This window comes from Rhodococcus aetherivorans (assembly GCF_011058165.1).
Taxonomy (GTDB): Bacteria; Actinomycetota; Actinomycetes; order Mycobacteriales; family Mycobacteriaceae; genus Rhodococcus; species Rhodococcus aetherivorans.
Genome location: NZ_JAALEG010000024.1, coordinates 53,294 through 67,626 on the forward strand (window position 1 = coordinate 53,294; position 14,333 = coordinate 67,626).

General features: G+C 72.0%; 15 protein-coding genes. 6 read left to right on the top strand and 9 right to left on the bottom strand.

What is annotated here, in order from left to right:
* Positions 1–11 precede the first annotated feature (11 nt).
* From G6039_RS12345 to G6039_RS12355, 3 genes are read right to left on the bottom strand one after another with little or no spacing between them, the layout of a single operon-like run.
* Entirely contained in the window at positions 12–575 is a 564-nt protein-coding gene (locus G6039_RS12345) for a hypothetical protein (protein ID WP_029544676.1), read from the bottom strand.
* A 44-nt stretch (positions 576–619) separates the two neighbouring features.
* Positions 620–1,990: an FAD-binding oxidoreductase gene (locus G6039_RS12350; RefSeq protein ID WP_029547231.1), complete on the bottom strand. Its 1,371-nt coding sequence runs from the start codon at positions 1,988–1,990 to the stop codon at positions 620–622.
* Positions 1,987–3,531, bottom strand: a complete 1,545-nt coding sequence (locus G6039_RS12355) for an AMP-binding protein (RefSeq protein ID WP_006939612.1) — start codon at positions 3,529–3,531, stop codon at positions 1,987–1,989. Before G6039_RS12355 ends, G6039_RS12350 begins: the two co-directional genes overlap by 4 nt.
* A 139-nt stretch (positions 3,532–3,670) precedes the next feature.
* On the opposite strand from G6039_RS12355, the gene G6039_RS12360 reads away from it, so the two are divergent.
* The 3 genes from G6039_RS12360 to G6039_RS12370 are packed head-to-tail and all read left to right on the top strand — an operon-like array spanning position 3,671 to position 5,470.
* Positions 3,671–4,639: a hypothetical protein gene (locus G6039_RS12360; protein ID WP_029544674.1), complete on the top strand. Its 969-nt coding sequence runs from the start codon at positions 3,671–3,673 to the stop codon at positions 4,637–4,639.
* Positions 4,640–4,661: 22 nt separating this feature from the next.
* Complete coding sequence (locus G6039_RS12365) at positions 4,662–5,039, top strand: hypothetical protein (protein WP_006939610.1); 378 nt, start codon at positions 4,662–4,664, stop codon at positions 5,037–5,039.
* Positions 5,036–5,470: a pyridoxamine 5'-phosphate oxidase family protein gene (locus G6039_RS12370; protein WP_029544672.1), complete on the top strand. Its 435-nt coding sequence runs from the start codon at positions 5,036–5,038 to the stop codon at positions 5,468–5,470. Before G6039_RS12365 ends, G6039_RS12370 begins: the two co-directional genes overlap by 4 nt.
* A gap of 10 nt (positions 5,471–5,480) precedes the next feature.
* On the opposite strand, the gene G6039_RS12375 is transcribed toward G6039_RS12370, so the two are convergent.
* Both G6039_RS12375 and amaB read right to left on the bottom strand, forming a co-directional pair.
* Positions 5,481–6,641 carry a hypothetical protein gene (locus G6039_RS12375; protein WP_029544670.1) on the bottom strand — a complete coding sequence of 387 codons (1,161 nt, stop codon included), beginning with the start codon at positions 6,639–6,641 and terminating at the stop codon, positions 5,481–5,483.
* Positions 6,638–8,143 (bottom strand): L-piperidine-6-carboxylate dehydrogenase, encoded by a 1,506-nt coding sequence (amaB, locus tag G6039_RS12380; RefSeq protein WP_006939606.1) that lies wholly within the window; start codon positions 8,141–8,143, stop codon positions 6,638–6,640. Before amaB ends, G6039_RS12375 begins: the two co-directional genes overlap by 4 nt.
* Positions 8,144–8,179: 36 nt before the next feature.
* On the opposite strand from amaB, the gene G6039_RS12385 reads away from it, so the two are divergent.
* Entirely contained in the window at positions 8,180–8,626 is a 447-nt protein-coding gene (locus G6039_RS12385; protein WP_029544668.1) for an Lrp/AsnC family transcriptional regulator, read from the top strand.
* Positions 8,627–8,695: 69 nt separating this feature from the next.
* A complete protein-coding gene (gene lat, locus G6039_RS12390; protein ID WP_029544666.1) occupies positions 8,696–10,039 on the top strand; it encodes an L-lysine 6-transaminase in 1,344 nt (447 codons plus the stop codon).
* 39 nt (positions 10,040–10,078) lie between these two features.
* Here the strand turns inward: lat and G6039_RS12395 are convergent, their stop codons facing one another.
* Complete coding sequence (locus G6039_RS12395; protein ID WP_006939602.1) at positions 10,079–11,908, bottom strand: sensor histidine kinase; 1,830 nt, start codon at positions 11,906–11,908, stop codon at positions 10,079–10,081.
* 493 nt (positions 11,909–12,401) lie between these two features.
* Between G6039_RS12395 and G6039_RS12400 the strand changes: the two genes are divergently transcribed.
* Complete coding sequence (locus G6039_RS12400; RefSeq protein WP_029544664.1) at positions 12,402–13,235, top strand: tyrosine-protein phosphatase; 834 nt, start codon at positions 12,402–12,404, stop codon at positions 13,233–13,235.
* A gap of 34 nt (positions 13,236–13,269) precedes the next feature.
* Here G6039_RS12400 and G6039_RS12405 read toward each other — a convergent pair whose 3' ends face one another.
* Genes G6039_RS12405 through G6039_RS12415 form a run of 3 tightly spaced genes read right to left on the bottom strand, consistent with a single transcriptional unit; the run spans position 13,270 to position 14,228 of the window.
* The gene (locus tag G6039_RS12405) at positions 13,270–13,611 is read right to left on the bottom strand and encodes a VanZ family protein (protein WP_006939589.1); all 342 of its coding nucleotides are present in this window, start codon (positions 13,609–13,611) and stop codon (positions 13,270–13,272) included.
* A complete protein-coding gene (locus tag G6039_RS12410; protein ID WP_006939587.1) occupies positions 13,608–13,868 on the bottom strand; it encodes a hypothetical protein in 261 nt (86 codons plus the stop codon). The genes G6039_RS12405 and G6039_RS12410 overlap by 4 nt, the downstream gene beginning before the upstream one ends.
* Entirely contained in the window at positions 13,869–14,228 is a 360-nt protein-coding gene (locus G6039_RS12415; RefSeq protein ID WP_164528078.1) for a DUF1707 SHOCT-like domain-containing protein, read from the bottom strand.
* Between the last annotated feature and the right edge of the window lie 105 nt (positions 14,229–14,333).

Consider the following 14,333-nt stretch of genomic DNA (forward strand, 5'->3'; position numbering starts at 1 on the left):
GGGGCCGGACGTCAGTCGGCCAGCGCGAACCGAGCGAGCTGCGCGCAGTGGTGAGCCGACCATCGGCACTTGCCGTTGCGCATCACGCGTCCGACGAGTGCGGCGGCGGCCGGCTCCCACGGTACGGCGGCGAACTGCGCGCGGCTGGCGGGTCCGTCGGACCAGCCGATCGACACGACCGGCCCGTCGGGGCGGAACCGCAGGTCCGAGTGGGCCGCCGCGAGCACGTCCACGCTCGTTCCGGCGGCCGCCTCGAGGTCGTCGACGGCCACGGTGACCCGGCCGCCGATCCGGCGGGGCTGCGCCGCCGGGGCCTCCACGTACAGCCCCGCGGCCTCGATCGCGCCGACGTGCACGCTCACCAGCGGTTCCGCCTCGATGGAGCCGTCGTGCGGCGGCAGGCACACCGCCGACCAGTACTCGCGTTCACTCATCCTCGGGTTGGGCACCGCGGCGCGCACGTAGTCGCGCAGCCAGGCTGTCGCCGCGGCGAACTCCGGGTACTGCTCGAACGTCCGGTAGCGGGTGTCGCGCAGCGGCAGGCCCGCCGGCGACAAGGGCGTACGGGCGTTCACTGGATTCGGTCCTCACGCACGCGGCCACCGTACTCGATCTTGCTTCAGAGGATGACGCCCGGATTGAGGATGGATTCCGGGTCGAGCGCCGCCTTGATCCGCCGGGTCAGGGCCATCACGTCGGGACCCACCTGATCCGGCAGCCACGCCTTCTTCAGCCGGCCCACCCCGTGCTCCCCGGTGATGGTGCCGCCCAGCGCGATCGCCAGGTCCATGATCTGCCCGAAGGCCACGTGCGCGCGGGCCGTCTGGTCGGCGTCGGCGGGGTCGTACACGATCAGCGGATGGGTGTTGCCGTCGCCGGCGTGCGCGATCACCGCCACCGTCACCGCATTGCGGTCGGCGATCTCGGCGACACCCCCGACCAGTGCCGGCAGGGCCGGCAGGGGCACGCCGACATCCTCGAGCAGCAGGCTGCCGGTCCGTTCGACCGCCGGGATGGCCATCCGCCGCGCCGCCGCGAACGCCTCGCCCTCCTCGGGGTCGTCGGTCGAGAACACCTCCTCGGCACCGGCATCCTCGCACGCCCGCACCATCGTCGCGATCTCCTGCGCCGAGGCCGTGCCCGGCGCGTCGGACCGGGCGATGAGCATCGCCTCGGTGTCGCGGTCCAGTCCCATGTGCAGCGCGTCCTCGACCGCATTGATCGAGGCGCGGTCCATGAACTCGAGCATCGCCGGGCGCAACGTGGCCGTCACGGCCAGCACCGCGTCGGCCGCGGCCTGGACCGAGCCGAACGTGGCGACCATCGTCGATGCCGGCGGTTGCGGCGGGAGGAGCCGCAGGGTCACCTCGGTGATGATGCCGAGGGTGCCCTCGCTGCCGACGAACAGCTTGGTCAGCGACAGGCCAGCCACGTCCTTGAGGCGGGGTCCGCCGAGCCGCACCGCGGTGCCGTCGGCGAGCACCACCTCGAGGCCGAGGACGTAGTCCGTGGTGACGCCGTACTTCACGCAGCACAGCCCCCCGGCGTTGGTCGCCGCGTTGCCGCCGATCGTGCACATCTCGAACGAGGACGGGTCGGGCGGATACCACAGCCCGTGCTCGGCCGCGGCCCGCTTGACCTCGGCGTTGAGCAGTCCCGGCTGGACGACCGCCGTGCGGGTGACCGGGTCCACGGTGATCGCCCGCATCCGCTCGGTGCTCAGCACGATCCCGCCCGGCACCCCGCCCGCCCCGCCGGACAGGCTGGTGCCCGCGCCGCGCGGCACCACGGGCACCCGGTGGGCGCTCGCCCATCGCAGTGTGGCTTGCACGTCCGCCGTGCGCGTGGCCCGCACGACCGCGCGCGGCACCGCCGCGTCCGGATCGCGCGCCCAGTCCTGCCGGTACCCGGCGAGCAGGTCCGGATCGGTGATCAGCGCGCCGGCCGGGAGCTGGTCGGCGAGTTCGGCGAGATCGGCGGACACGGTCAGCCTGCCGGGGTGAGGTAGCGGGCGCGCAGCTTGTGTTTGACGAGCTTGCCGGTGGGCGTGCGCGGCAGGTCGTCGGAGAAGTCGATGCTGCGCGGCGCCTTGAAGTGGGAGACGCGCTCGCGGACGAAGTCGAGGAGCTCGCGCTCGACCTCGGGTCCGGGCTCGACGCCGTCGGCGAGCTGGACGACGGCCTTGACCTCCTCGCCCATCTCCTCGTTGGGGACCCCGATCACCGCGACGTCGTACACCTTGGGGTGCAGGGTGAGGACGTTCTCCGATTCCTGCGGGTAGATGTTCACGCCGCCGGAGATGATCGTGAACGCGGCCCGGTCGGTGAGGTACAGGTAGCGCTCCTCGTCGAGGTATCCGATGTCGCCGCTGGTGGTCCAGGTCGGATGATCGGGGTGCGTCGCCTCCTCGGTCTTCTCCGGGTCGTTGTGGTACTCGAACGGCCGCTCGTCGCGCTCCCACCACACCGTGCCGGTGGCACCGACCGGCAGCTCGGCGCCGCTGTCGTCGCAGATGTGGACGACGCCCATCACGCCGTCGCGACCCACGGATCCCGGGTGTGCAAGCGCCTGCTCCGAGTCGATGAACGTGGCGCCCGCGCCCTCGGTGGAGGCGTAGTACTCGTACACGATCGGGCCCCACCACTCGATCATGGCGCGCTTGATCTCCGGCGGGCACGGCGCCGCCGCGTGGATGGCGACCTTCAGGCTCGACATGTCGTACTTGCCACGCACCTCCTCGGGGAGCTTGAGCATCCGCACGAACATCGTCGGCACCCACTGGCTGTGGGTGACGCGGTAACGCTCGATCAGGGCGAGCGCCTCCTCCGGCTCGAACCGGTCCATGAGGACCACCGTGCCCCCGACGGACTGCACCACTCCGCAGAAGCGAAGCGGCGCAGCGTGATACAGCGGGGCCGGGCACAGGTACACCGACTCGGCATCGAAGCCGTACATCGGGGCGAACACCGCCGTGTAGGGGTCCGGGACGTCCTGGACCTGTCCCTCGGGCAGCTTCGGCTTGATGCCCTTGGGCCGGCCGGTGGTGCCCGAGGAGTAGAGCATGTCCTGACCACGCGGCTGCGACTCCAGCGGCGAGGCGTCGAATGCCGCGAGCGCGTGGGCGTAGTCGTCGAAGCCGGGCAGTGCACCGCCGTACACGAGCCGGCGGATCACGTTCGGGTAAGCCCCGGAACGGGTGTCGATCGCGGTCGCCGCGCCCGCCGAGGCGAGGAGCACCTTCGCGCCGCAGTCGTTGACCACGTAGGCGGCCTCGGCGGGGGTGAGGTGCCAGTTGACCACCGTGACGTACAGGCCGGAACGCAGCGCCGCCCAGTAGACCTCCATCACCCGCAGGTCGTTGTCCGAGATCAGCGCGATGTGGTCGCCCGGCTCGAGTCCGGCGGCGCGCAGGTATTTCGCGAGGCGGACGGAGCTCTCGTCGAGCTGCCGGTAGGTGAGCGACTCCCCGGTGGCGGGCCGCACGATGGCGGGCTTGTCGGGGGTCGTGGCGACGAAGTTCCCAGGAAACATGCCCCTTGGTCTACCACAGCTGTGGCCCGGGTCACGTGAGCCGAGAGACGCTCGGCGCAACTGCTCGACCGGCCCGTCCGGTCGGCGTACCCTCACCCGCACGTGAACGGCACCGGAGCATGCGGACGGGAGGGACGACGTGGCGCTCGCTCTCGAGAAGGACCGCCTGGTGTTCGAGTTCCCCGAGGTGCACGCCGCCGCCCGCATGGCCGTCTCGTTCCACCGCACCCTGCGGGTGCCGGACGACGGCAACACCTACCCGTTGCCGCCCGGCCTGGGACGGTTCCCGCTGCGGGCTGTCGCCGGACTCGACGACGCCCGGATACCGGACTCGTGGCGGTCCCGCGGCGGACTGGTGATGCCGATGTGGCAGTCGGAGGCGTGCTGGCTCGGGTTCGAGTCCCGGTACCCGTTCCTGGTGAAGGTCGCCGCCGGGGACGTCGACGCGCTCACCGGCGAAACCTGGTCGCCGGTGCCGGACTTCGAACGCGAGGACTACCTCGAGGTGCCGGCGCAACCGTGGCTCGACGGCTTCGTCGTGGCGCAGGGGCGGGTGCGCCAGTTCGTCGCGATGCCGCTCGGTTCCGGCTACGGCGTCGAGGAGCAGCTGCGGTCCGAGCCGGCGCAGGGCGGGATCCGCATCGCGGCGTACCCCATGCGGGCGCGACGATGGGAGGAACGTGCCGAGTTCGACGCCCGGCGTCCGATGCACTCCTTCGCGCCGGCCGCGGCCATGGGGCTCGGTGCCGGCGGGTCCGTCGAGCAGGGCGTCGCCACCCCGGTCGAACCGCACGATGCGTGGGACCTCGACCACCGCTCGGTCGTCGACGTGCACCTGGTGAACAGCGAGCAGTGGCGCACGGTCACCGGGGAGGACCCACCGACCCGGCCCCTGGCCGCCGCCGACTACACCGGGCGCGGATTCCCGTGGTTCGAGCTCTACGACGAGGCCGTCGCGCGGCAGGGGGCGCAGCCGCTCGCGGACGTCGACACGGTCGCCGACGTCGGGCGGCGCCGCGGGGAGCCGTTGCCCGGCAACGAGACCGTCACGGTGCCCGAACCGATCCGGATCCGGCCGGCCCCGCGCGATCCCGGCCGCCGCGGATGATCCGGCGGTATCGTCTGTCGGCATGGGGCGGATCACCCAGCGCGTCGAACCGGAACCGCTTGCCGGCAGGCTGCTCGAGCACGGTCGGGCGGCGGTCGCGTTCGACGACGCCGGTGCGGTCACTGCGCTGCCCGCGCGGGTCCGGCGACGCGACGGCGAGTTGTGGGTCGGTGTGCCGCGGGAGTCGGTGCCGCCGTCGGCCGGTCTCGACCGGGTCACCGTCCTGCTCGACGACGGCGAATTCTGGTTCGAGCTGCGGGCGGTGAACTGGCGCGGACGCCTCGCCGCGGCGGATGCCCCCGCCCCCGACGGTCGCGAGGACCTCGCCTGGTTCGTGTTCACGCCCCGGCGGGCCACCGCGTGGGACTACGCGACCCTGCACGAGGAGCGGGACGCGTGAAGGCCGACGACGCCGTCGTGCGCGACTTCCTCGACCGTGCCCTCGTCGCGCGCCTGGCAACCCGCTCCCCGAAGGGCGCGGCGGCCCTGGCCCCGCTGTGGTTCGTGCAGGTCGACGGCCGGTTGTACTTCGGCACCGGTCGCAGCACCGTGGCGGCGCGCAACGCGGCCGCGAATCCCGACGTCGTGGTGCTGCTCGACGACGGCGAGCGGGGACCCGTCCTGCGGCTGCACGGCCGGGCCACCGTGCGGCCGGGCGGGCCACCGGCGGCCGTCATGGCCCGCTTCGGCCGGAAGTACTACCTGGCCGGGTGGCGCTCGGAACTGTCCCACGCGCGGAGCTGGCTCCTGCGTACGCGGTACTACGGCCGGACCGAACCGGCCACGATCGTCGTCGAACCGGGGGAGGCCGAGCTGCTGCGGCGGCCCTGAGGGGTGCCTCTCACGACGGCGGTCCGGCGTTCACGGCTGCGACGTGCCGCAGCCACTCGGCGAGCGCCTGGAATCGCTGCCGGTCGGGATGGTGGAACACCACCGTGTCGGGATCCGCCGACGCCGGCGCGCCGTCCCGGCCGCTGCCCGTCACGATCCGGAGCATGCCGTCGGTCTGGGGCAGCGCCGGGCGGAACTGCACGTCCACCACGTCCCGCAGACGGATCCGCTTGGGCGTCAACGGAACCGGACCCAACGCCCGCGCCACGGGGCCCTCCCGCAGGATCCACAGCCGGTCGCCCTGCACGACGATCTGCCCGCCCCACCCGTGGTACCGGTGCATCGGCAGCACCGGGTCGGGCGGGTCGGCGACCGGGCCGGGCGCCAGCCGCGGCACGACCACCGGCGGTCCGTCCAGGACGCGCTCGTCGATCTCGTCGGCCGGCGTCACCGACACCGTCACCTCGGCCGCCAGCCGGGATCCGCTCACCGCGGCCCGCGCGGCGGTGCCGAGTCCACGCGCGGACAGGTGCGTCACGATCGGCAGCAGACGCGCACTGGACCGCCGGCCGAGGTATCCGCACGCCCGGTCGTCCACCCGCACCTCCACCAGCGCGCCGTCCGCCTCGTGGAGGGTGACGAGCAGGGCGTACTTGCCGGGCGGGTCGGCGTAGGGGTGCAGCAGGTCGAAGTGTCGTTCCTCCCCGGTGACCTGGAGGGTCCGGCCCGGGGGCAGCAGCGTGTAGGGCACGTCCGGAGGATCGTTGCGGGGCACCAGTCGGGCCGGGGCGCCGAGGCTGACCGAGACGCGGGCGATGACGCGGCCGCTGCGGGCCGGGTCGTCGTTGTAGGCGCCCGCATCGGCGGCCCAGATGCGGCCCGGCACGGTCGGCAGATACCCGCCTGCGACGACACGGCGGAGCACCGGCCCGTAGCGCAGCGCGTCGCCGTCGCCGAGGATGCCCAGCGTCAGCCCGTCCGCGCGCACGCTGACGCCGTGTGTCTCCGGCAGCAGGGACACCTCCCTCCGGATCTCGGCGCCGGCCGGCTCGAACGCCGCGCCGAGGGTCCGCACGATGTGGTCGGTCCACGCGAACTCGCCCTCGATCTCGGTGTCGAACCGGTCCGGTCGGCACCCCCACAGTCGGTACGGAACCAGCTTGTCGCTCAACCGAACTCCACACCCTGCGCCAGCGGCAGATCGTCGGAGTAGTTGATCGTGTTGGTGGCGCGGCGCATGTACGCCTTCCACGAGTCCGAACCCGACTCGCGGCCGCCGCCGGTCTCCTTCTCGCCGCCGAACGCGCCCCCGATCTCCGCGCCGGAGGTGCCGATGTTGACATTGGCGATGCCGCAGTCCGAGGCGGCGAGGAAGCGCTCGGCCTCGCGCTGGTCGGTGGTGAAGATCGACGACGAAAGTCCTTGGGGTACCCCGTTGTGCAGGGCGATCGCCTCGTCGAAGCCGTCGTAGGTCAGCACGTAGAGGATCGGGGCGAACGTCTCCTCCCGCACCACGTCCGTCTGCGCCGGCATCCGCACGACCGCGGGCCGGACGTACACCCCGTCACCGGGGACCTCGACCGCGTCGCCGCCGGTGACGAGAATGCCGCCGTCGAGTTCGGCGCGCTCGAGCGCGGTCCGCATCGCGGCGTGGGCACGGCCGTCGATCAGCGGTCCGACGAGCACCCCGTCGTCGAACGGATCGCCCACCCGCAGCCCCGAGTAGGCCTTGGCGATCCGCTCGGTCAGCTCGTCGACGACGGAGCGGTGGGCGATCAGCCGTCGCAGGGTGGTGCAGCGCTGCCCGGCGGTGCCGGCCGCGGCGAACACCACGGCCCGCACGGCGAGGTCGAGGTCGGCGGAGGGGCCGACGATCGCGCCGTTGTTGCCGCCGAGTTCGAGCAGGCAGCGCCCGAACCGCGCCGCCACCCGGGGCGCGACGATGCGGCCCATCCGGATCGAGCCCGTCGCGCTGACCAGCGCGACGCGCGGATCGTCGACCAGCGCCTCGCCGACGGCGGCGTCGCCGACCAGGACGTGGTGCAGGCCGGCGGGGGCGCCCACGTCGCCCGCGGCCCGCTCGAGCAGCGCGTGGCAGGCCAGCGCCGTGAGCGGGGTCTTCTCGGAGGGCTTCCACACCACCGGATCGCCGCACACGAGCGCGATCGCGGTGTTCCAGGACCACACGGCGACGGGGAAGTTGAACGCAGAGATCACCGCGACCACCCCCAGCGGATGCCACGTCTCCATCAGCCGGTGGCCGGGTCGCTCGGAGGGCATCGTGCGGCCGTAGAGCTGGCGCGAGAGGCCGACCGCGAACTCGCAGATGTCGATCATCTCCTGCACCTCGCCGAGCGCTTCGGAGGGGATCTTCCCGGCCTCGAGCGTGACGAGCTCGGCGAGATCGGACTTGTGCTCGCCGAGCAGGTCCCCGAGCCTGCGGACCAGCCGTCCCCGCATCGGCGCCGGGACCTGCCGCCAGTGCCCGAAGGCCGCGCTCGCCGCGGCGACCGTGGCGTCGACGTCCGCGGCGCGGGCGGGGTGCAACCGCGCGAGCTCCGAGCCGTCGATCGGGCTGGTGACCGTGTGGGCGCCGTCGAGGGCGGGGGCGCTCGCCCCGCAGCGACGCAGCGCGGCCGCGGCGCGATCGTGCAGATTGCCAGTCGGATTCATCGTCGATGTCCTTTCCGGTTCGATTAGCCTGCGCTGATGGCGGAAAACTCGAAGGAGTCCCTGGACGAGATCGACCGGCTGCTCATGCGCGAACTGGTGGTGGACGGCCGGGCGACGCTGGCCACTCTCGCCGAGAAGGCCGGATTGTCGATCTCCGCGGTGCAGTCCCGGGTTCGCCGCCTCGAAGCCCGGCAGGTGATCCGCGGATACGCGGCGAAGGTCGATCCCGAAGCGCTCGGGTTGATGCTGTCGGCGTTCGTCGCGATCACCCCTCTCGACCCGTCCCAACCCGATGACGCGCCGGCGCGGTTGCGGCACATCGACGCCATCGAATCCTGCCACTCCGTGGCGGGGGACGAGAGCTACATCCTGCTCGTGCGCGTCGCCTCGCCTCGGGCGCTCGAACAACTGCTCCAGGAGATCCGCGCGACGGCGAATGTGGCCACCCGCAGCACCGTCATCCTCCAAACATTTTACGAATGATAGTCGAAGGAAGGGGTGATCTTCCTTTATCGCGCCGATCTTGGCGGAACTTTGACGTACTCTCTGGGCATGAGCACTGCATTCCGACACCCGGACGGTGCCCGCGAGCTGCCCCCGAGCCGGGTACACGCCGTTCTGCGCGAACATCTGCTGGTGGACGGGTTCGACCTCGTCCTCGACCTCGACCGATCGCGGGGCGTGCGGCTCGTCGATCAACGGGACGGCACGACCTACCTCGACATGTTCGGGTTCTTCGCATCCTCCGCGCTCGGGATGAACCCGCCCGACATCGTCGACGACCCGGCGTTCGCCGCCGAACTCGCCACGGCCGCCGCGAACAAGCCCAGCAACTCCGACATCTACACGGTGGCGATGGCCCGGTTCGTCGACACCTTCGCGCGGGTGCTCGGCGACCCGGCCCTGCCGCACCTGTTCTTCGTCGACGGCGGCGGGCTCGCGGTGGAGAACGCACTCAAGGCGGCCTTCGACTGGAAGAGCCGGCTCAACGAGGCGCGCGGACTCGGCTCCGACCTCGGGGGCAGCGTTCTCCACCTGACCGAGGCATTCCACGGTCGCACCGGCTACACGATGTCCCTCACCAACACGGACCCGATCAAGACGGCCCGGTACCCCAAGTTCCGCTGGCCGCGCATCGACGCGCCCTACCTCGCCGACGACCGCGACGTCGAGGCCGCGGAGGCGCATGCGCTGCAGCAGGCGCGCCGGGCGTTCGCCGAGAATCCGCACGACATCGCGTGTTTCATCGCCGAACCCATCCAGGGCGAGGGCGGCGACCATCACTTCCGGCCGCAGTTCTTCCAGGCCATGGCAGAACTGTGCCGCCGTCACGATGCGCTGCTGATCTTCGACGAGGTGCAGACCGGCGTCGGGCTGACGGGAACCACCTGGGCGTACCAGCAGTTCGGCGTCGCACCCGACATCGTCGCCTTCGGTAAGAAGACCCAGGTCTGCGGCATCATGGCCGGCGGCCGGATCGACGAGATCCCCGACAACGTCTTCATGGTCTCGTCGCGGCTCAACTCCACCTGGGGTGGCAGCCTGACCGACATGGTCCGCGCCCGGCGCATTCTGGAGGTGATCGAGCGGGACCGGCTCGTCGACCGGGCGCGCATGACCGGGGCGCATCTGCTGTCCGGGCTGAACCAGCTCGCCGGCCGCCACCGGCTGGTCGGCGAGCCGCGCGGACGCGGCCTGATGTGCGCGTTCACCCTGCCCACGCCCACCGTCCGCGACGCCGTGCTCACCCGCCTGCGGGTCGACGAGCACGTGCTGATGATCGGAACCGGGCAGCGCGGCATCCGGTTCCGGCCGCCGCTGACGGTCACCACCGCCGAACTGGACGAGGCGCTCGACGCGCTGGACCGCGTGCTGGGAGAGGTGGCACGGCACTGATCCGCCGGGCCGGGAACTGTCCGGCAGAGTCGGACCCGGTCAGGACTCGACGTCGAGGTGGAACGGGAGCGTGACGTCGACGGTCGTGCCGCGGCCCTCGGGACTGTCGAGCACGAGGTCGCCGCCGAGAGCCTCGGTCCGATCCCGCAGCCCGTCCAGCCCCCCGCCGGGCGTCGGCCGCGCGCCACCGCATCCGTCGTCACGGATCGTCATGCGCAGCGCATCACCCGCCCGGTGCAGGCAGATGCGGACGGCGGTGGCCCCGGAGTGCTTTCCGGCATTGGTGACGGCCTCCGCCCCGATGAGGTACGCGGCGAGCTCGACGGGAGGCGAGGGCCGGCCGGGGAGGCCGTCGTCGATGCCGACGGGCACGGGTGCCCGCTCGGCCAGCGAGCGCAGCGCAGCCGCGAGCCCGCGCTCGGTGAGCACCGCCGGGTAGACACCCCGGGCGAGCTCCCGCAGTTCCGTCAGGGCGGTGTCGAGTTCGGCGGCACCGTCCGCGAGCAGCCGGCGCAGATCGGCCTCCTCCCCGGCGCGCTGGGCGCGGCGCAACAACAGCGACGCGGCGACGAGCCGTTGCTGCGCACCGTCGTGCAGGTCGCGCTCGAGGCGTCGCCGCTGGATGTCGCCGGCCGCGACGATCCGTTCGCGGGAGCGCCGTACCTCGTCGAGCCGGAGCTGCAGGTCCGCCTGCAACCGTTCGTGCTCGAGAGCCAGCGCGGTGGCGCTGTGGACCGCGGCGAGCAGCTCGGGTTGGGTCTCGAGGGACGGGTCGTACACCAAGGCCCCCACGGGAGTGCCGCCGCGTTCGAGGATGGTCGCCGCGCGAGAATCGGAACGGCGGGGAAGAGCGTGGACCGACCCGTCCGGATCGACGTAGGCCGCGCGCTCCGGCGCATAGGTCCACAGCACCAGGCTCGGGTCGTGCACGGCCCGCCGCAGCGCGTCGACGAATCCGACACCGATGGGGGCGGAACCGATCTCCACCATCGCGTCGCTGACCGCAGCACGCGCCAGCCGGTACCGGACGAGACCGACCGCCACCGCCAGCGGAAACAGCGCCGTGGTCGGGTAGCGCAGGTTGAGCACCCACGGCGGGGGCGACCAGGGAAGGCTCACCGCACTCGACAGCACCACGATCGTGATCACCGCCGAGAGGCCGTACGCGACGCCGAGCGGCGCGAAGCCGGCCCGGTACGCCGGTGAGCCCGAACGCCAGCGAACGATCACCACCAGCACGAGCGTGCCCACGATCAGGAACGCGCAGAACCCGACGACGAGCTGCACCGCCTGTGCCAGGGACGGATCATCCCGGAGCAGAAGAAGATTCGTCGACGTCGACGGTGATGCCGCGGGTGCGGTCCGCGGATCGAAGAACAGCCACTCGGCCACGATGCCGATCGTGGCGAGAAGCCACGCGGCGCCCACGAACAGACGCTGCCACCGTCGGTGCAGCCGGCCGGTCGGGAACCCGATCAGGGCCTGCAGCAGGACGGGCAGATACAGGTTCGTCGCCGCCACGCCGACGGTGAAGGCCACGGGCTCGCCGGAACGTCGCAGGCCGCCGAGGAACCACAACAGGCCGGCCATGAGGATGAGGGGCCCGCTCAGGTCGTGCGGGCGGTTGTTCCATGCGATCGCTCCGGAGACGACGAATGCGACTCCGGTGCCGAGGAACAGCGCGAGTTCGGTGGGCCCGAACACCGGCAGGAACGGCCCCTCGGCGGCGGCGAAGGATTCCCGCGGCCCGAGGAGCAGCGTGCGGGCCGGATCCCGCAGCGCCGCCGGCGACCAGTCCACCGCCGCGGCGATCGCCGCGACCAGCACCGCGGTGACCACGACGAGCAGCTGGATGACTCGGTGCCGCACGGCCGGCCTCCTCCCGGACCGTCTCGGTCTCCTCCCGGACCGTCTCAGTCTCCTCCCGCGCCGTCGCCGGCACCACCGTGCTGGCACGGACCGCGTGCGGGTGTCACCACGGTCCCGCATTCCGGTGTCACCACGGATGCAGCGACGGGGGCCGAACCGCACAGTTGTGGTGGGTCCGGAACCCGCCGGGCCGCACGGAAGCGGTAGCGGTAGCGAGAGCGCCGCAAGAACCGAAGGAGAAGGTCATGCGGTTCACCATCATCGTGAATGCCCTCACGAACCTGCTGCCGCTCGTGTTGCCCGACGACGCGAGCATCAAGGACGTGATCCGCGCCCTCACGCGGTAGTGGGTGGGTCCTGTGACACTCGGCTGCCGGCGAATCCGGCACTCGCGTCGATCGCCCGGATCTCCGCGTGCACCCGGCGTCGCTCCGGCGGATCGGACCGGGTGCACCGATCCGGACGGGTGAACCGACCCGGTTAGGGTGGGCGCATGTCGGACTCCGCCGGTCGTCCCGGTACCCCCACCTCCCGAGGGCCGATGCCCGGTCCCGAAGCGACCTCGATACCGAACCTGCGCGATGTCGGTGGATACGCCACGCGCGACGGTGCGTCGGTGCGCCGGGGCATCGTCTTCCGGTCCACCGACCTGAGCCGGGTGACCGACGCCGATGCGCGGGTGCTGTCCGGGCTCGGCCTGGCGACTGTCGTGGATCTGCGGACCGAACCGGAGCGGCAGGCGGCGCCGGACCGGCTCCCGGAGGGTGTGCGTACCCTCGCCCTCGACGTGCTCGCCGACCGCGAGCACGGTTCGATCGCCGCGCACATGAAGGAGCTTCTGACCGACGCCGCGTTCGCCCGCGAGGTCCTCGGGGACGGGCGCGGCGCCGAATACCTGCGGGGCAGTTACCGTGACTTCGTCCTGCTGCCGAGCGCCCGCGCCGCATACCGGACGTTGTTGCAGACCCTGCTGACCGGCGACGCCGACCCGGTGCTCGTGCACTGCACCACCGGCAAGGACCGCACGGGGTGGGCGTCGGCCGTCCTGCTGCTCGCGCTGGGCGTGGACGAGGACACCGTCTTCGAGGACTACCTGCTCACCAACGAGCGGCTGCTGCCGGTGTTCGCCCCGGTCCTCGAAGCGCTCACGGCGAAGGGGGTGCCCCGCGGGGACCTCGAATCCGTCCTCGGTGTCCGCGCCGAGTACCTCGCGACGGCGCTCGCGGCGGCGGAGGAGGCGTTCGGGTCGTTCGACCGCTACCTGAGCGACGCCCTGGGGCTCACGGACTCCGGTCGGGCGCTGCTACGGCAACGACTCCTGGAATGAGGGCCGGGGGAGCGGACGGCGCAGGCGCCGGGCCCTACGGTTCCGAGCGACTCCGTCGGCGTACGGCCTCGAACACCGTGACACCGATCGCCACGCCGAGCAGATCCGCGCACCAGTCCCACACCGACCCCGACCGCCGGACCGCGACGGTCGCCTGCAGGACCTCCGTGACCACCCCGTACACCGCGAGCCACGCGACGGTCGCGGCGGGCGGGATCCGGGCGAAGCGGGATGCGTACGCGAGCACCGCGAACATCAGTGCGTGCGTGATCTTGTCGGCGTGCGGGAACGCCGACGGAGTCGTATCGCCCGGCAGCATGAGCAGCACGGTGACGACCACGAGCGTGAGCGCCACCGGAACGAACCGGGCGGTCATGTAGATTCGGTGACCGCCATGTTCCAGGCGCTCTCGGCGAACCGGCGCACGGCGGCCAACGCGGCGGCCAGCGCATCCTCGCAACCGGGTTCGGCCGACCCGGTCAGCGTCCCGTCCGGCCGGAGTTCCACGGTGGCTTCGACATCGGCGGTCGTCGCCTCCCGCACCGACCAGTGGTAGCCCGTGCCGGCGGCCCATTCGTCGGGGCGTTCGGCGAGCAGATACCAGTTGCCGGCGTTGATCTCGACGGGGTCCACTCAGCAGCCGCCCTTCGTGCCCTTGGTCGCGGAGTACAGGATGCCTGCGGCCGGGATCAGCAGGAACCACAACCAGCTGCCGGAGACGAAGAACAGCAGGAGGGCGACGAGGGGGATCAGTCCCATGGCGGCGGTGCGCCACCTCTCCCGCTGCTCGGCCTTCGCGGTGTCGTCCACCGGGGCAGGCGTGTTCGGGGTCGCCGGGGGAAGGTCGGTGAACAGGGCGTCGAGTTCGGCGCGGGTGGTGGCGGCGGCCGCCTTCGCGCTGCGCTCGTCGAACTCGACGAGGGTGAGCCTGCCCGCACCGAAGTGCTCACCGAGCAGGTTCAGTGCCTGTTCGCGTTCGACGAAGATCGGCAGGCTGTAGTGGCCCTCGACCGTGGCGCCGACGCCGGTGGGCTCGAACCCCGGGATCACCCCGGTGTTCGGAACCCAGGCGCTGAGGCTGTCGAACCACGCGGCTCC

Coding starts and splice junctions, on each gene's coding strand:
- G6039_RS12355 (WP_006939612.1), bottom strand. CDS start 3,531: ATGTTTCCTGGGAACTTCGTCGCCACGACCCCCGACAAGCCCGCCATC.
- G6039_RS12365 (WP_006939610.1), top strand. CDS start 4,662: ATGGGGCGGATCACCCAGCGCGTCGAACCGGAACCGCTTGCCGGCAGG.
- amaB (WP_006939606.1), bottom strand. CDS start 8,143: ATGAATCCGACTGGCAATCTGCACGATCGCGCCGCGGCCGCGCTGCGT.
- G6039_RS12385 (WP_029544668.1), top strand. CDS start 8,180: ATGGCGGAAAACTCGAAGGAGTCCCTGGACGAGATCGACCGGCTGCTC.
- lat (WP_029544666.1), top strand. CDS start 8,696: ATGAGCACTGCATTCCGACACCCGGACGGTGCCCGCGAGCTGCCCCCG.
- G6039_RS12400 (WP_029544664.1), top strand. CDS start 12,402: ATGTCGGACTCCGCCGGTCGTCCCGGTACCCCCACCTCCCGAGGGCCG.
- G6039_RS12405 (WP_006939589.1), bottom strand. CDS start 13,611: ATGACCGCCCGGTTCGTTCCGGTGGCGCTCACGCTCGTGGTCGTCACC.